Annotated in this window: 18 protein-coding genes; 10 read left to right on the plus strand and 8 right to left on the minus strand. The window is 66.3% G+C overall.

Features of this window, described 5'->3' with window-relative positions; translation table 11 throughout:
* Positions 1–39 precede the first annotated feature (39 nt).
* On the plus strand, positions 40–3,243 hold the full coding sequence (locus tag AC1Q7F_RS03405) for a glycoside hydrolase family 15 protein (protein WP_492503801.1): 3,204 nt from the start codon (positions 40–42) through the stop codon (positions 3,241–3,243).
* A 219-nt stretch (positions 3,244–3,462) separates the two neighbouring features.
* On the opposite strand, the gene AC1Q7F_RS03410 is transcribed toward AC1Q7F_RS03405, so the two are convergent.
* Complete coding sequence (locus AC1Q7F_RS03410; RefSeq protein ID WP_492503803.1) at positions 3,463–3,768, minus strand: helix-turn-helix domain-containing protein; 306 nt, start codon at positions 3,766–3,768, stop codon at positions 3,463–3,465.
* A 174-nt stretch (positions 3,769–3,942) separates the two neighbouring features.
* Between AC1Q7F_RS03410 and AC1Q7F_RS03415 the strand changes: the two genes are divergently transcribed.
* The 5 genes from AC1Q7F_RS03415 to AC1Q7F_RS03435 all read left to right on the plus strand — a co-directional run bounded on the left by AC1Q7F_RS03415 (position 3,943) and on the right by AC1Q7F_RS03435 (position 5,646).
* Positions 3,943–4,206 (plus strand): hypothetical protein, encoded by a 264-nt coding sequence (locus AC1Q7F_RS03415; RefSeq protein WP_492503805.1) that lies wholly within the window; start codon positions 3,943–3,945, stop codon positions 4,204–4,206.
* Between the two features lie 70 nt (positions 4,207–4,276).
* Positions 4,277–4,525, plus strand: coding sequence for a hypothetical protein (locus AC1Q7F_RS03420; protein WP_492503807.1), 249 nt, complete (start codon positions 4,277–4,279; stop codon positions 4,523–4,525).
* Complete coding sequence (locus AC1Q7F_RS03425; RefSeq protein ID WP_492503808.1) at positions 4,507–4,632, plus strand: hypothetical protein; 126 nt, start codon at positions 4,507–4,509, stop codon at positions 4,630–4,632. Before AC1Q7F_RS03420 ends, AC1Q7F_RS03425 begins: the two co-directional genes overlap by 19 nt.
* A complete protein-coding gene (locus AC1Q7F_RS03430) occupies positions 4,617–4,925 on the plus strand; it encodes a helix-turn-helix domain-containing protein (RefSeq protein ID WP_492503810.1) in 309 nt (102 codons plus the stop codon). Before AC1Q7F_RS03425 ends, AC1Q7F_RS03430 begins: the two co-directional genes overlap by 16 nt.
* Before the next feature lie 106 nt (positions 4,926–5,031).
* Positions 5,032–5,646 (plus strand): GNAT family N-acetyltransferase, encoded by a 615-nt coding sequence (locus tag AC1Q7F_RS03435; protein ID WP_492503812.1) that lies wholly within the window; start codon positions 5,032–5,034, stop codon positions 5,644–5,646.
* Positions 5,647–5,649: 3 nt separating this feature from the next.
* On the opposite strand, the gene AC1Q7F_RS03440 is transcribed toward AC1Q7F_RS03435, so the two are convergent.
* Positions 5,650–6,309, minus strand: a complete 660-nt coding sequence (locus AC1Q7F_RS03440; RefSeq protein ID WP_492503814.1) for a glutathione S-transferase family protein — start codon at positions 6,307–6,309, stop codon at positions 5,650–5,652.
* Positions 6,310–6,457: 148 nt separating this feature from the next.
* Here AC1Q7F_RS03440 and AC1Q7F_RS03445 point away from each other — a divergent pair, with 148 nt between their 5' ends.
* The 4 genes from AC1Q7F_RS03445 to truA all read left to right on the plus strand — a co-directional run bounded on the left by AC1Q7F_RS03445 (position 6,458) and on the right by truA (position 9,309).
* Complete coding sequence (locus AC1Q7F_RS03445) at positions 6,458–7,273, plus strand: double zinc ribbon domain-containing protein (protein WP_492503816.1); 816 nt, start codon at positions 6,458–6,460, stop codon at positions 7,271–7,273.
* Positions 7,274–7,403: 130 nt separating this feature from the next.
* Positions 7,404–7,673 carry a glutaredoxin 3 gene (grxC, locus tag AC1Q7F_RS03450; RefSeq protein WP_492503818.1) on the plus strand — a complete coding sequence of 90 codons (270 nt, stop codon included), beginning with the start codon at positions 7,404–7,406 and terminating at the stop codon, positions 7,671–7,673.
* 5 nt (positions 7,674–7,678) lie between these two features.
* Complete coding sequence (locus AC1Q7F_RS03455) at positions 7,679–8,503, plus strand: carbon-nitrogen hydrolase family protein (protein ID WP_492503819.1); 825 nt, start codon at positions 7,679–7,681, stop codon at positions 8,501–8,503.
* A gap of 2 nt (positions 8,504–8,505) precedes the next feature.
* The gene (truA, locus tag AC1Q7F_RS03460; RefSeq protein WP_492503821.1) at positions 8,506–9,309 is read left to right on the plus strand and encodes a tRNA pseudouridine(38-40) synthase TruA; all 804 of its coding nucleotides are present in this window, start codon (positions 8,506–8,508) and stop codon (positions 9,307–9,309) included.
* Here the strand turns inward: truA and ddpX are convergent.
* The 6 genes from ddpX to AC1Q7F_RS03490 form a co-directional block, all read right to left on the minus strand.
* A complete protein-coding gene (gene ddpX, locus AC1Q7F_RS03465; RefSeq protein ID WP_492503823.1) occupies positions 9,240–9,815 on the minus strand; it encodes a D-alanyl-D-alanine dipeptidase in 576 nt (191 codons plus the stop codon). The two genes, truA and ddpX, sit on opposite strands and share 70 nt — an antisense overlap.
* Before the next feature lie 129 nt (positions 9,816–9,944).
* Positions 9,945–10,184: a hypothetical protein gene (locus AC1Q7F_RS03470; protein ID WP_492503825.1), complete on the minus strand. Its 240-nt coding sequence runs from the start codon at positions 10,182–10,184 to the stop codon at positions 9,945–9,947.
* A gap of 78 nt (positions 10,185–10,262) precedes the next feature.
* Positions 10,263–10,652: a hypothetical protein gene (locus AC1Q7F_RS03475; RefSeq protein WP_492503827.1), complete on the minus strand. Its 390-nt coding sequence runs from the start codon at positions 10,650–10,652 to the stop codon at positions 10,263–10,265.
* A 19-nt stretch (positions 10,653–10,671) separates the two neighbouring features.
* Positions 10,672–10,851, minus strand: a complete 180-nt coding sequence (locus tag AC1Q7F_RS03480) for a hypothetical protein (RefSeq protein ID WP_492503829.1) — start codon at positions 10,849–10,851, stop codon at positions 10,672–10,674.
* A 24-nt stretch (positions 10,852–10,875) separates the two neighbouring features.
* A complete protein-coding gene (locus AC1Q7F_RS03485; protein ID WP_492503831.1) occupies positions 10,876–11,211 on the minus strand; it encodes a hypothetical protein in 336 nt (111 codons plus the stop codon).
* Positions 11,212–11,269: 58 nt separating this feature from the next.
* Entirely contained in the window at positions 11,270–13,417 is a 2,148-nt protein-coding gene (locus AC1Q7F_RS03490) for a hypothetical protein (protein ID WP_492503833.1), read from the minus strand.
* Between the last annotated feature and the right edge of the window lie 96 nt (positions 13,418–13,513).

The raw sequence follows: 13,513 nt of genomic DNA on the forward strand, positions 1-13,513 counted from the left end.
TGTTACTCTCTTTGAGTGTAGATTGTGACGGGGTGCCAGATGCCGGAATCGCCGCTGCCAAGGGGGATTGGCAAGCAGGGTGGACAGGCGGTGAAAACCGCGCTGGACCGGTTGTTCGACCATGTGAACCGCGTGATCCTGGTGCGCCAGCACCCGATCACCGGCCTGCTGCCGGCCAGCACCGCCGTCACCGTCCATGGCAACTATACCCATGCCTGGGTGCGCGATAACGTCTATTCGATCATCGGCCCCTGGGCCCTGGCGCTGGCCTATCGCCGCCGGGGCGACAGCACGGCGCGCGCCCGCCTGCTGGAACAGAGCGTGGTCAAGACCATGCGCGGCCTGTTGCAGGCCATGATGCGCCAGGCGGCCAAGGTCGAACGGTTCAAGCAGACCCAGGCACCGCTGGACAGCCTGCACGCCATCTATTCGGCCAGCACGGGCGAGGCCGTGGCGGCCGATGATGGCTGGGGCCATCTGCAGATCGACGCCACCTCGCTGTTCCTGCTGATCCTGGCGCAGATGACGCGGTCGGGCACCACGGTCATCTACACGATGGACGAGGTCGCCTTCGTCCAGAACCTGGTCCATTATATCGGCCCCGCCTATCGCATCGCCGATTTCGGCATCTGGGAGCGCGGCCGCAAGATCAATGACGGGGCGGTGGAACTGAATGCCAGTTCCATCGGTATGGCCAAGGCGGCGATGGAGGCCATGCAGGGCCTGGATCTGTTCGGGGAGGATGGCGGCCGTGTCGCCGTCATCCAGGCCGTCCCGGACGAGATCGCCCGGGCGCGGGCCACCGTGGAGGCGCTGCTGCCGCGCGAATCCGGATCGAAGGAGGTGGATGCGGCCACGCTGGGCATCATCGGCTGGCCGGCCTTCGCCGTCGATGCGCCCGATCTGGTGGAGCGCACCCGCAACGAGATACTGACCAAACTGGCCGGCCCCTATGGCTGCAAGCGCTTCCTGACCGACGGGCACCAGACGGTGATGGAGGACCATACCCGCCTGCATTACGAGGCCGGGGAGCTGGAGCGGTTCCGGGGTATCGAGAGCGAATGGCCGCTGTTCTACACCTATTTCTATGTCACCGCCCTGCTGACCGGCGATGCGCGCGAGGCGGCTGTCTGGCGGGAGAAGCTGGAATCCCTGCTGGTGGAACGTGGCGGCGACGCCCTGCTGCCGGAACTGTTCATCGTTCCGGAAGAGGCGGTGGCGGCCGAACGCGCCCATCCCGGCAGCCAGAAACGCGTACCCAACGAGAATGTGCCGCTGCTCTGGGCGCAGAGCCTGTTCATCATGGGCCTGCTGATCGATGAAGGGTTCCTGGCGCCCGGTGATGTCGATCCGCTGAACCGCCGCGCCAAGCTGAAGCCCAAGCCGCCGGTGCCGGTGCGCCTGGTGGTGCTGGCAGAGGATGATAAGGTCCGCGCCCAGCTGAAGGAACAGGGCGTTTCCTGCCAGACCCTGGCCCAGGCCGGCGGCTTCATCAATATCTGCCATGTCGATGTGCTGGTGGGGGCATTGGCGGAGCTGGGGCGGTGCGAGGCGCTGGGCCTGTCCGGTCGGCCACCACGCCGGCTGGGTACGCTGATCACCGCTTGCGGCTTCCGCTTTGCCGGCCAGCCGGCGGTGATCGTGCCGACCTTTGTCGATGAACAGGACGGGTTCTACTTCACCTATGATCACCGGTTCCTGGTCGACCGGCTGTTGTCGGAAATCGCCTATATCAACCGCACCTGGACCTTCACCAAGCCGCCTTTGCTGGTCTTCCCCGTGTCCAAGGGAATGGCGGCGGGGGAGGGCTTTGCGGAACTGGCCAAGATCCTGGCCGATCTGGTGGGCGGACGCGTGCCCGACCTGATGGTGCGCGGCAGCGACCTGATCGATGCCTATGGCGGGGCGCGAATCGTCGGGTTCGACGAGATCGCCCCTTCTTGTCCCGTCAAAGCCCGGCCGGTGCGCGCCTGGGCCGGCGACGACGCGTTCGATTTCAAGGCCCCGCCGCCGGGCGGGGAGGATCGTCGCTGGATCGAGGAGGGAGACACGCCCTGGCTGGCCAAATCGCTGGCGGGCGAACGCCGCGCCGACTGGCACCTGCTGATGCTGACCCTGCTCTGGGACCGGCAGGGGCGCGACTTTGTGCCGGAGGGCGGCGTGGCCCTGTGGCAGCGGGCGGAAAACCTGTACCGTGCCGCCGGCCATGCCGGCCGCTGGGACATCGTGCGCCCGCTGGCCTGGCTGCTGAACCGCCATGACGAGCGCCTGCAGGACGCGGTGAAGGAGATCGTGGTCCGCCAGAAGCACGTGATCCTGGGTGCCAGCACTGTGGACCGGCCGCTGGCCAATGCCGACATCTCCAACCGCCTGGCCACCATCGGCGGCGACCCCGCCACCTTGATGCTGCGCGAGGAGATGCTGCTGTTCAGCGGCACGCTGATCAAGGCCAGTCCGGAACTGTTCCGCTACACCCTGTCGCTGCGCCCGGCCGACCTGCTGGGCCTGCTGATCCGCAGCGTCGGGCGGCAACGCGGCCTGTCGGATGCAGCGGCGCTGGAGGTTTTGAAAGCCGACGGGCCGCACGCCATCCTGACTCGCCTGCGCCGCCTGATCTCCCGCTGCCCCGGCATGACGGGGGATTTCTGCCTGCCCGTGCTGTCGCGGGGCAGCGGCGTGGGCAACCTGGAATTCGCCATGGAGGGGGATTACTGGACGGCACCGATGCTGACCGGTGGCGACTGGTGGGGCTGGCGCGACACCACGGGCACGCTGCTGCCCGTGCCGGATGCTTTCTTCCGCCGGGTCTGGGGCCTGCTGCGCCATGGCGATGGGTTGATCATCGCCGATCCCAGTCATCAGGAGATGCGCCTGGACAGCGCCACCCTGCGCGCCGACCGCACGCCCGGCGAACGCGACTTCGCGCGCGAGGTGGAGGCGCGGCTGGACCGCATCATGAACCCCGAATACCGGCAGCTGACAGTGGAGGCTTTGTGGGCCGTGTCGGAGATGCTGCTGGTGGACAGCGACGTGCGCCTGCCCGGCCTGATCTCCACCGACCGCATCATTGCCACCGCCGTTGCCCGCCATTGGCAGCAGCTGCATGCCGGCCAGGGCGACCCCAACGGGGCGGCCGCCTGGAAAGGTTTCTACAACCTGTCCCCGGTGAAGGCGGCCGAACATTTCGCTGTCAGCGCCCTGGTGCTGGCCGGGCTGGAGGGGAAGGTCCCCGACGCGGCGTAAGCGTTCGGGCGGCCCCATGATAGACGTTATTCCCCGCCTTCCCGGCGGAGGCCGGGACCCAGGGGCCACAGGAGCAAACCTCTATGCAGCGTCGATCAACGCAGCCGATAGGTCGGGCGTATGGCCCCTGGGTCCCGGCCTTCGCCGGGAAGGCGAGTTTGTGATTTCGATAAGTTGGCGTGGGGATCAATGAATCTCTACGCCCTGTGATCTGCGGTCTCACTCGTCGCTCAACAGCGCTTCCATGATCGTCGCCGCGCGGCGCAGCGTGTCCGGACCCATGGCCGCGATGGCGGCGGTGATGCGCTGCCGGGATCGTTCCGCTTCATCCGTCAGCGCAGGATTTTCAGCGAACCCGAGAATCCGGTCCGGCGTGGTGTCCAGCACCCGGCAGATGCGGATCAGGGTCGCATAGTCCGGCGCACGGGCATCCTTGATGTAATTGGCATAGCGCGGCTGGCCAATGCCGACGCGGCGGGCAACCTCACTGTCCGTGAGTCCGAGTTCTTCGGCGCGTCGCCGCAACTGCTGTCCTATGCCTTCCATGATGCATGGTTTGACCTGCGCGCCAGCATCGCGCTATCAACTATTTGAGATTAAAAATAATCACAATTTGTGATATACGTTGCTTGTATGGCGGGCGCCGGGATTTGCCTGGGGAACGCCTCTCCAATGCATTTGGATTGCGCAGGTACTCCCATGAACAACCTCGCTAAAACCCTGATCAATCTCACCCTTGGCGGCATGCGGGAAGAGAGACGTCGCTACCTGCTGGACGGAATGATGCGCGAGATCGGCTTGCGCCGGCTGGTCTGGTCGGCGCTGGAGGAAATGGCTTTCCGTGAAGGCCTGACGCTGGAGCATGTGATTGAACACACGATGGCCGCCAGTCCCGACGCCCTCCCGGCCGATGCGCTGGAGATCTGTGCCATCCGCTATTGGCAGAGTGCGGCCGGGCGATAAGGGCTTGTCTTTGCCTGCTTCATCAGCTTTGATCTGGCGCGCAAGTGCGCCATTGGAGTAGTATGCCCTGATGGTGAAGACCGTTCCCGTCAGCGTCATCGAAACGCCGGAGTTCTTGTCTTCCACCCGCAAGTTGCTGGGGGATAAGGAGCGGGCGTTGCTGGTGGACTACCTCGCGTATCATCCCTTGGCGGGGGATGTGATCCAGGGAACGGGTGGTGTGCGCAAGCTGCGCTGGGGGTTGGAAGGACGTGGCAAGCGGGGTGGTGCCAGGGTGATTTATTTTTTCACGAAGCCGGCATGCCCCTGTTCGCGTTGACCGCCTATGCCAAGAACGAACAAGCCGATTTGAGCCAGCAGGACCGGAACGACTTCCGGCAATTGACCGCGCTGCTGGTGGATAAGTGGAAATGGAGGAAGACATGAGCAAGGTGGCAGACAGCGTCCGCCGGGGCCTTGAGCAGGCCGTCGCCTTTGCCGAGGGCGTGGCGGATGAAAACGCATATGGCGTCCATGTGCCGGAGCGGATCGACGTGAAGGCCATCCGTGCAAAATTGGACATGACGCAGGAGGAATTTGCCGGTCGTTTCGGCTTTTCGGTGAGGACGCTGCGTCATTGGGAACAAGGCGCGCGCCAGCCGGAAGGACCGGCACGAGCCTATCTTCTGGTCATCGACCGCGCGCCACAAGCGGTACAGGCGGCGTTGCACGCGGGATGAATTGCGGCGTTCCAACCGGAATCTCGTCTCCCGGACAATCCCCCGGTTGACCATGCCGGTGCGTGCCGGAAAACCTGTGTCCGGTTTTCCTCAATCCGGTGCCCCGATGACCGCCTTCGTCTACCCCGTCCATGCCTTCAACCGGATCGACACCGCCCCCGTCACCCTGACCGGCACCATCGCCCGGCTGGAACCGCTGGGCATGGAGCATCTGGATGCGTTGTGTGATGTGGGTCTGTCGGGCGATATTTTCCGCTGGTACCCCACGCCGGTGCGCAGCCGTGACGAGATGGCGGCCTGGATCGGTTTCGCCCTGGCCGAACAGCAGGCCGGGCGCATGCTGCCCTTCGTCAGCATCGAGCAGGCGACGGGTCGGGTGGCCGGCTCTACCCGCTATCTGGCCATCGACCGTGCCAACCGGCACGTGGAGATCGGTTACACCTGGCTGGGCAAGGGGTTCCAGCGCTCCGGCCTCAACCGTGACGCCAAGCGCCTGATGTTGGCGCATGCGTTCGACGCCTGGGGCTGCATCCGGGTGGAGTTCAAGACCGATAGCAACAATATCCAGTCGCGCACGGCGCTGGCCGGCATCGGCGCCGTGGAGGAGGGCACCTTCCGCAACCATGTCGTCCGTGCCGATGGCAGCCTGCGCCACAGCGTCTATTTCTCCGTCACCGACCGGGAATGGCCATCGGTGCGGGAGCGGTTGGCGGTGGGCTGAACCTCACCTCACCACGATGGTCTGCGCCGACTGCACCAGTTCCGCCGCGGAGACATTCTTGGGCGGGTTCTGAAGGCCGGCCGCACAGCCCGGCCGCGCGTCGATCTGTGTAATCCAGCGCGACAGGTGGGGCAGATCGTCGATGGCCACCCCCGACCAGTCATGGGTGCGCGCCCAGCACCAATTGGCGATATCGGCGATGGAAAAGTCCCCGGCCAGGAACTCATGGTCCTTAAGGTGCCCGTCCAGCACGGTCAGCAGGCGCTTGGTCTCCTTCTGGTACCGGTCGATGGCGGGCTGGATCTTCTCCGGGAAGTAGCGATGGAAGACATTGGCCTGCCCCATCATCGGCCCCACTCCGCCCATCTGGAACATCAGCCATTGCAGCACGCGGGATCGGCCCTTGGCGTCGGTGGGCAGCAGGCGGCCCGTCTTCTCCGCCAGATAGATCATGATGGCGCCCGATTCGAATACCGTGAAATCCTCCGCCCGGTCCACGATCACCGGGATGCGGCCATTGGGGTTCATGGCCAGGAACCAGGGTTCCTTCTGCTCGCCCTTCGACAGCGATACGACATGGGTATTATAGGGCAGCTCAAGTTCCTCCAGCGTGCAGGAGGCCTTGTGGCCGTTGGGTGTGGCGGCGGTGTAGAGGTCGATCATGGCATCTCTCCCAGGGTCTTTGCCCCATCATGCGCGCCTGGCGGCCCACGTCAAACCCTGCCGGTGCCGCGCCACCGAACATCGGAGAGGTTTACATATCCGTCTGATTGCAGGACCCTGTGCATCCAACCCGTTGCAGGAAGATGCCATGAGCCTGATCACGGCAAAGGCCACGGCCAGGGCCATCGCATCCCCGCTTCGGGCCGGTGCCCTGCGCCTTCTCGACCTTGTCCTGCCGCCGCGCTGCCTGGCTTGCGGGGCGGAGGTGGGGGTGGCCGGTGCCTTGTGCCCCGTCTGCTGGCAGGGCATTTCCTTCATTGCCGCCCCGCATTGCGCCCGCTGTGGCCTGCCCTTCGATTACGATCCGACCGGGGAGGGGGCGGCAAACCTGGTCTGCGGCGCCTGTCTGGCCCGGCCGCCGAATTTCGACCGCTGCCGTTCGGTCTTCGCCTATGACGATGCCAGCCGGGCGCTGCTGCTGGGCTTCAAGCATGGTGACCGCACCGATTGCGCGCCATCCTTCGCGCAATGGCTGGCGCGGGCCGGTGCGACGCTGCTGGCGGAAGGTGATGTGATCATCGCGCCCGTGCCGCTGCACCGGTGGCGGCTGCTGAAACGACGCTATAACCAATCGGCCCTGCTGACGCTGGAACTGGGGCGGCTGACGGGCAGGCCCGTGCTGCCCGACCTGCTGATCCGCCGCCGCGCCACGCCCAGCCAGGGCGGGCTGAGCGCCAAGGGCCGTGCGCGCAATGTGGAAGGCGCCTTCGCGCTGAACCCGCGCTGGCGCGACCGGGCCAAGGATGCGCGCATCCTGCTGATCGACGATGTCTTCACCACTGGCGCCACGGTGGGCGAATGCGCCCGCGCCCTGCGCCGGGGCGGGGCGCGGGCTGTGGATGTGCTGACACTGGCCCGTGTGGTACGGCCGGTGACGCTCGACGCGGTGGGGGAGGCCGGTTGAGCCTACCCCCCTGTCCCTGGGCGCTGACCGTGCGGCAAGGGTGCCTTGCAACGCATCGCCTTTGCCACTTGCCCCGGCTTGTTCATATTATGGTCAGCAAACCGTCACCCGCGCAGGGAACCCAGCCGCCATGTCCGCACCCAAGGTCGAGATCTATACAAGCCCCTGGTGTGGTTACTGCACCCGTGCCAAGCGTCTGCTGGACAGCAAAGGCGTGGAGTATGTCGAGATCGACGTGATGGAGCAGCCGGCCCGCCGGTCGGAGATGACCGACCGCGCCGGCGGCCGCACCAGCGTGCCGCAGATATTCATCAACGATCAGCATATCGGCGGCTGCGACGACACCCATGCCCTGGAGCGTGCCGGCAAGCTGGACAGCCTGCTGGGCATCGGGGCCTGACCGTCATGGCCGACACGCTGCGCGCCGCCCTGGTCCAGGTCAATGCCGGTCCGGAAATCGGGCCCAATCTGGAACAGGCCGGCACCTTCGTCCGCCAGGCCGTGGCGCAGGGGGCGCAACTGGTCTGCCTGCCGGAGAATGTTTCCCTGATGGCGCAGGGGCGCGACAAGATCCTGGCGCGGGTGAAGCCGGAGGAGAGCCATCCCGGCGTGCCCTTCTTCCGCGACCTGGCGCACGACACGGGCGCCTGGATCATGACCGGCACCCTGGGCTGCCTGCTGCCCGACGGGCGCGTGGCCAACCGCGCCTTCGTGATCGATCCGGCAGGCGACATCAAGGCCCGCTATGACAAGATCCACATGTTCGATGTGGATCTGGCTGGGGGCGAAAGCTATCGCGAAAGCGCCACCTACCGTCCCGGTGAGGCGGCTGTCGTCGCTCCCACGCCCTGGGGCGGGCTGGGTATGAGCATCTGCTACGACGTCCGCTTCGCCTATCTCTACCGGGCCCTGGCCAAGGCTGGCGCGTCGATCATCACCGTTCCCGCCGCCTTCACGGTGCCCACGGGTCGGGCGCACTGGCATGTGCTGCTGCGGGCCCGCGCCATCGAGACGGGGTGCTTCGTCCTGGCCCCGGCCCAGACCGGCCTCCATGATGGCGGCCGCGGCACCTATGGCCATTCGGTGATCATCAGCCCCTGGGGCGAGGTGCTGGCCGATGCGGGTGAGGAACCGGGCGTGATCATCGCTGACCTGGACTTGTCGAAGGTGGCCGAAGCGCGGCGCATGGTGCCCAGCCTGGGCCATGACCGCACATTTACCGGCCCCTGACCTTGTCCCAGCGCTGGAAAATTCTTGTCGAATTCAACGGCACGCCCTTCCTGGGTTGGCAGCGCCAGGACCATGGCCCCTCCGTTCAGGGCTGCCTGGAACAGGCGGTGAGGGGCTTCGCGCAGGAGAGCGTGACCGTCCATGCCGCCGGCCGCACCGACAGCGGCGTGCATGCCACCGGCATGGTGGCCAGTTTCGACCTGGAAAAGCCGGTCACCGCCGACAAGGTGCGCGACGCGCTGAACTACCACCTGAAGCCCAACCCCATCGCCGTGCTGAAGGCCGAAGCGATGGAGGGCGATTTCCATGCCCGCTTCACCTGCATCGGCCGCTCCTACCTCTACCGCATCACCAACCGCCGCTCCCCTTTGGCACTGGATGCCGGCCGCTCCTGGCTGGTCAGCCACCCGCTGGACGCCGAGGCGATGCACGCGGCGGCCCAGCGCCTCGTGGGCAAACATGATTTCAGCAGCTTCCGCGCCTCGCTCTGCCAGGCGGCCAGCCCGGTGAAGACGCTGGCTGAATTGTCGGTGACCAGAGAGGGGGAGGAGGTGCGGATCGTGGCCCGCGCCCGTTCCTTCCTGCACCACCAGGTCCGCAACATGGTCGGCACCCTGAAGCTGGTGGGGGAAGGCCGCTGGAACGCCGATGACGTGTCGGCCGCCCTGGCCGCCCGCAACCGCGCCGCCGCCGGCCAGACGGCGCCACCCGACGGGCTTTATTTCACCCGCGCCTATTATCCCGGTGACGAATTTGCCGAACCCATCACCGACGGGCCCAGCGCCCCATCTTCCACCAGCGGATAGGCGCTCGCCTCCGGCAACTGGTAATGCCACCATTCGAACGCGTAGTGCTGCCAGCCCGCCGCCGCCATGATGCCCAGCAGCAGCGACCGGTTGCGCTGGGCCTCCACGCTGACCGTGGTATCGGCATGGAAGGCCATGGGCCGCATATCGTCGAAATCGGTCCCCATCTCCAGTGCGGTGCCGTCGGGGTGGGCCAGCGTCAGGTCCACTGCCACGCCGCGCCCATGGCTGGACCCGATGCGCGGATCGGCGATGAAGGTCGGGTCGGGTAGGGCGTTCCACAGTGCCCATTGCGCGGCGGGCGGCCGGTAGCCATCGAAGATGCGCAGCCGCAGCCCCTGCGCTGCCGCCAGCCGGACGGACCGGCCCAGCGCCGCGGCGGCTTGCGGATGCAGCAGGCAGAGGGCGCGCGCGAAGATCGGCCTTCCCGTCAGATTATCCGCGCTGGCATAGCGAAGGTCGAGATCGATATCGAAATCCGGCGGGGCGATGGGCACGAACCGCATGGGTCACCCTTGTTGTTGATCGCACCCTTGATAGCGAATGACGTCGCCGATGGATATATCCCCCCATCCCCGCTTTGATCCCCCGCCCGATCTGATTTGATACCGGGCGAGGGCAGGGGGGCCGGGGCGTCACGCGATCCGTTCGACCAGGATGGCGGTGGGGAAGTTGGCGTTGGTGGCGTCGCTGTAGATGAACAGGCCGGTCGTGCTGCTGAGGGCCGCGCCGATCGACCAGTGCTCATGGCTGACATTATTGACGGCGGGGCCGGTCGGGGTGGCCCAGCAGGCCACGCCATCGGTGTCGGACAGGGCCGGTGCCATGCCGCCTTGCGGGCCGGGGCCTGGAAGCTGTTCGGGCCCCGGCGTCACGGTCTGGCCGGGCTGATGATGGCATGGCGCCGAACAACGGTATATCCCCCCCCTCCACCGGTTTGATGCCAGGTGGGGTCAAGGGGGCCAGGGGAGGGTGGAGAGGATGGCGGATGCCTCCTGCGCACAGGTGGTTTGGCGCAGGGCCTGTTTGGCGGCGAGGCGGACCCTTTCGATGGCGCTGCCGCCCACCGCGAAGGCCGCCGCTGCCGACAGGATCGCCGTGGCGACCGCCGGCAGGTCGGTCGCGGGGTCGCCGGTATCGGGCGCGGTGACGCCCACCTCCGCGCAAATCCAGGGATAGGCCGCCGCCGTCAGGGGCGCGCCCGCGGCATGGTCGGCCAGCAGCCGGGCGGCCTCCGCCTGCTTGGCGGTATAGGCCAGCATCTGGCCGGGGCCACCCGTGACCAGGGCCGAGCGGCGGTGTTCGGCCTCCGCATCCACCAGGGCCAGGAATTCGTCGAGCATCATTGCCTCCACCTTGTCGTCAATATTGCACATGGATGCGCAGGGTCGAGCTGCTGCCCGCCGCTATGCGCGTCACGGTCACGCCCTCCGGATCATCGGTGCGCACCTGCACCGACGCCCCGTCCACGGGCCGGAACATCTCGTAGGCCGAATAGGAAAGGGTCAGGCTGTCCACCGAGGAGGAGGCGTTGGCCAGCACCAGCGCCAGATCGAACGTGGCATTTCAGCCGGCCACCCAGCCGGCCTGGTTGAAGATCGCGGTCGAGGAGAAGCTGGCCGGTGCCGCCTGATTGGCCGATCCCGCCATCACCCCGTCGCGGATCGCCGTCAGCATGTCGGCCTTGGGCCCCGTCCAGGTGGTGCCCGTGGTGCGGCTGTACCAGGCATTGTCGGTGCCGCCATGGTCGGCCGCCCGGTTGGAGGCCACGATGCGGCTGGCCCCGCCCGACGCCATGCGCCAAGTACGCCGCCCGTCGAAGGAGACCAGCATATGGACGGTGCCCAGGGTCGAGGCTGTCACCCCATCGATCTGCTTCCAGCGCCGCGCATTCAGCACCATACCGGAACGGGCAGGAGAGGAGCCGTTTAGGGCAAGGTCCCTCCTGCCTGACCAGGGCTCATCGGCGGCCGCCGATCAGGTTGACGCGGGTCGGTGATACGGCCAGCCCGAAGGGAAGGCTCGTATAGCCCTCACCGAGCGTGCCATTGGACTGGATATAGTAGAAATTGCCTGGGATGAGGCCGGAGAAGCCGCCCAGGCAGGCGCCCGGCATGGCCACCAGCACCGTGCCATCCGCCGCCGCCGCCGTCATGGCGAGACCAATATATCGCTGGTTGCGCCAGGCATGGGTCGTGCGGTGGACATAGAGCGCGTTGCCCACGGTTTGGGCCGACACCACCGTACGGATGGAGGGGATCAATGCCGAGGCATAGCCCATATAGCCGCTGTCGCTGAAACTGCCCCCAGGATCCATGCCGCCGCTATCCAGCTGTCTTTGGCTATTATCGTTACCGCTGGATGCGATGTAGAGGACCACGCCGTAAATGGGATGGGTGGTGATGTGAAGGCGATGCACAGTGCTGCCATTTGACGCGGTTCCATTCGCACCCCCGGAACTCATGCTGGTTGTGAAGATGTCCACCCGGCGTAATCCAAGATTTTCTCCCAGCATCAGAAAGATATAGGGTGAGGTCGGGTGGGCCACGGCCCGGCTGCTGGGACGTTCGCCCTGCCCGCCGACGGTGAGGCGGGCGCCGACATTGATGGTGCTGCCGCTGCTGCTGAAGACGCGCCCATAGAGGGACGAGGTCGATCCGTCGTGCCAGGCATAGAGGCCATAGACCCGCTGCGTGACGCTGCTGTAGCAGACCGTGCAGCCTACCAAGCCGAGAGTGACGCCACCCGTCTCCAATATCTGCTGGCTGCCCACCAGGCCCAACGTTTCGGTCAGGACGGAGAGCATGCCGACATTCTGGGTGCTGATATAGATGAGGTAGAGGCGGTTCTCCGCGCTGTTCCAGCAGAGATCACTGCGGTCGAAAAGATGCTCGGCCGGCGCTGTATAGAATTGATAGGCGTTCTGGAAGGTCACCGTCCCGGCGGAATAGGAAAGGCGCACGATCTTGGCCGCCGTCCTGCCGGGAGTGGGATAGGTCAGATAGATGCTGTTGGTGCTTTCCACGAAGATGGCGGAAATATATTCGGAGACGCCGCTGTTACCTTCGACATCCGTGACAAGGGCGCCGGTGATCGCGCCGAAATTCATCCCGGTCAGCATCTCACCACCATAGACCGGCGTGCCCACCACTGCATGGATGTTCGATCCCGTCTGCAGGAGATAGATGCACCTGTCGGCGGACGGCACGTAGAACACCCCGCGGCACTGATAGTTCAGGCTGCCGATCTGGGTGAGATTGGCCGTCGAGGCGTCGCGCGTCCGCATCTTCTCCAGCTTGTAGGTCACCGGATTGACGCAGAGGAAATCGCCCGCCGACAACGCCTCCTGCGCGGTGAAGGGGGCCGGGTTGTTGATGTTAGGAATATATTCCAGGCTGGTGCCGGCATCATTGACGCGCAGCGTCTTGCCCGCCGCCCCGGTGAAGGCGGGCAGCACCGCGCCCAGGCCAGCCGGAGTCACGGCGCGGGCCGTGTCGGTGCGGGTCTGTACCTCCGCCCCGGTGGCCAGTTCGACCAGGCCGGTCTGTGTTTCCGACGCGGTGCGCGACAGCAGGGTGGCCGGGGTCACGGCCTTCTGGGTGTCAGTGCCGGCCGCCACCTCCGCCCCCGTGGCCAGGCGCAGGATGCCGGTGACGGTGGCCGACGCGGTTTCCGGCAGGGTGGTGACGGACCAGCCATTATTGGCGGCGTTGCGGACGCGCAGCGTGCCGTCGGGCGCCACCCAGACCTTGCCGGCACCCACCGCGCCGGGATCGGCGGACTGGATATAGAGCCGGGATTGCAGGTCGGCCAGCTGCTCCGACATCGTCCCCGCCGTGGTCGATGCCGACGTGGCCGAGGCTGCCGCCGCCTGGGCCGAGCCGCTGGCCTGGGTGGCGCTGGTCTCGGCATTGGTCACCACCTCTTCCGCCACCGTGGCGAAATCGGTGGTCAGCACGTTGTTGATGGCTGTCTGCGGCGCCTTGGGCGGGATCAGGGCCACGCGATGGCCGTCACCGCCCATGCCGCCCGGATTGGTCGAGGCGTTCCAGTCGGCCGTGTTGTAATAGCCGTTCTTGAGACGGGTATGCGCGGAAGAGAGGGGCATCAGATGAACTCCTGAACAGGATGCGGGCGCCGGCCGGCGCGTCGATGGTCGGTGAAGGGCGTGCGCTTGGGACCGCCCATGCCAAGCGGCACAGGG

This window comes from Niveispirillum sp. GW835-FHT14G11 (assembly GCF_058793615.1).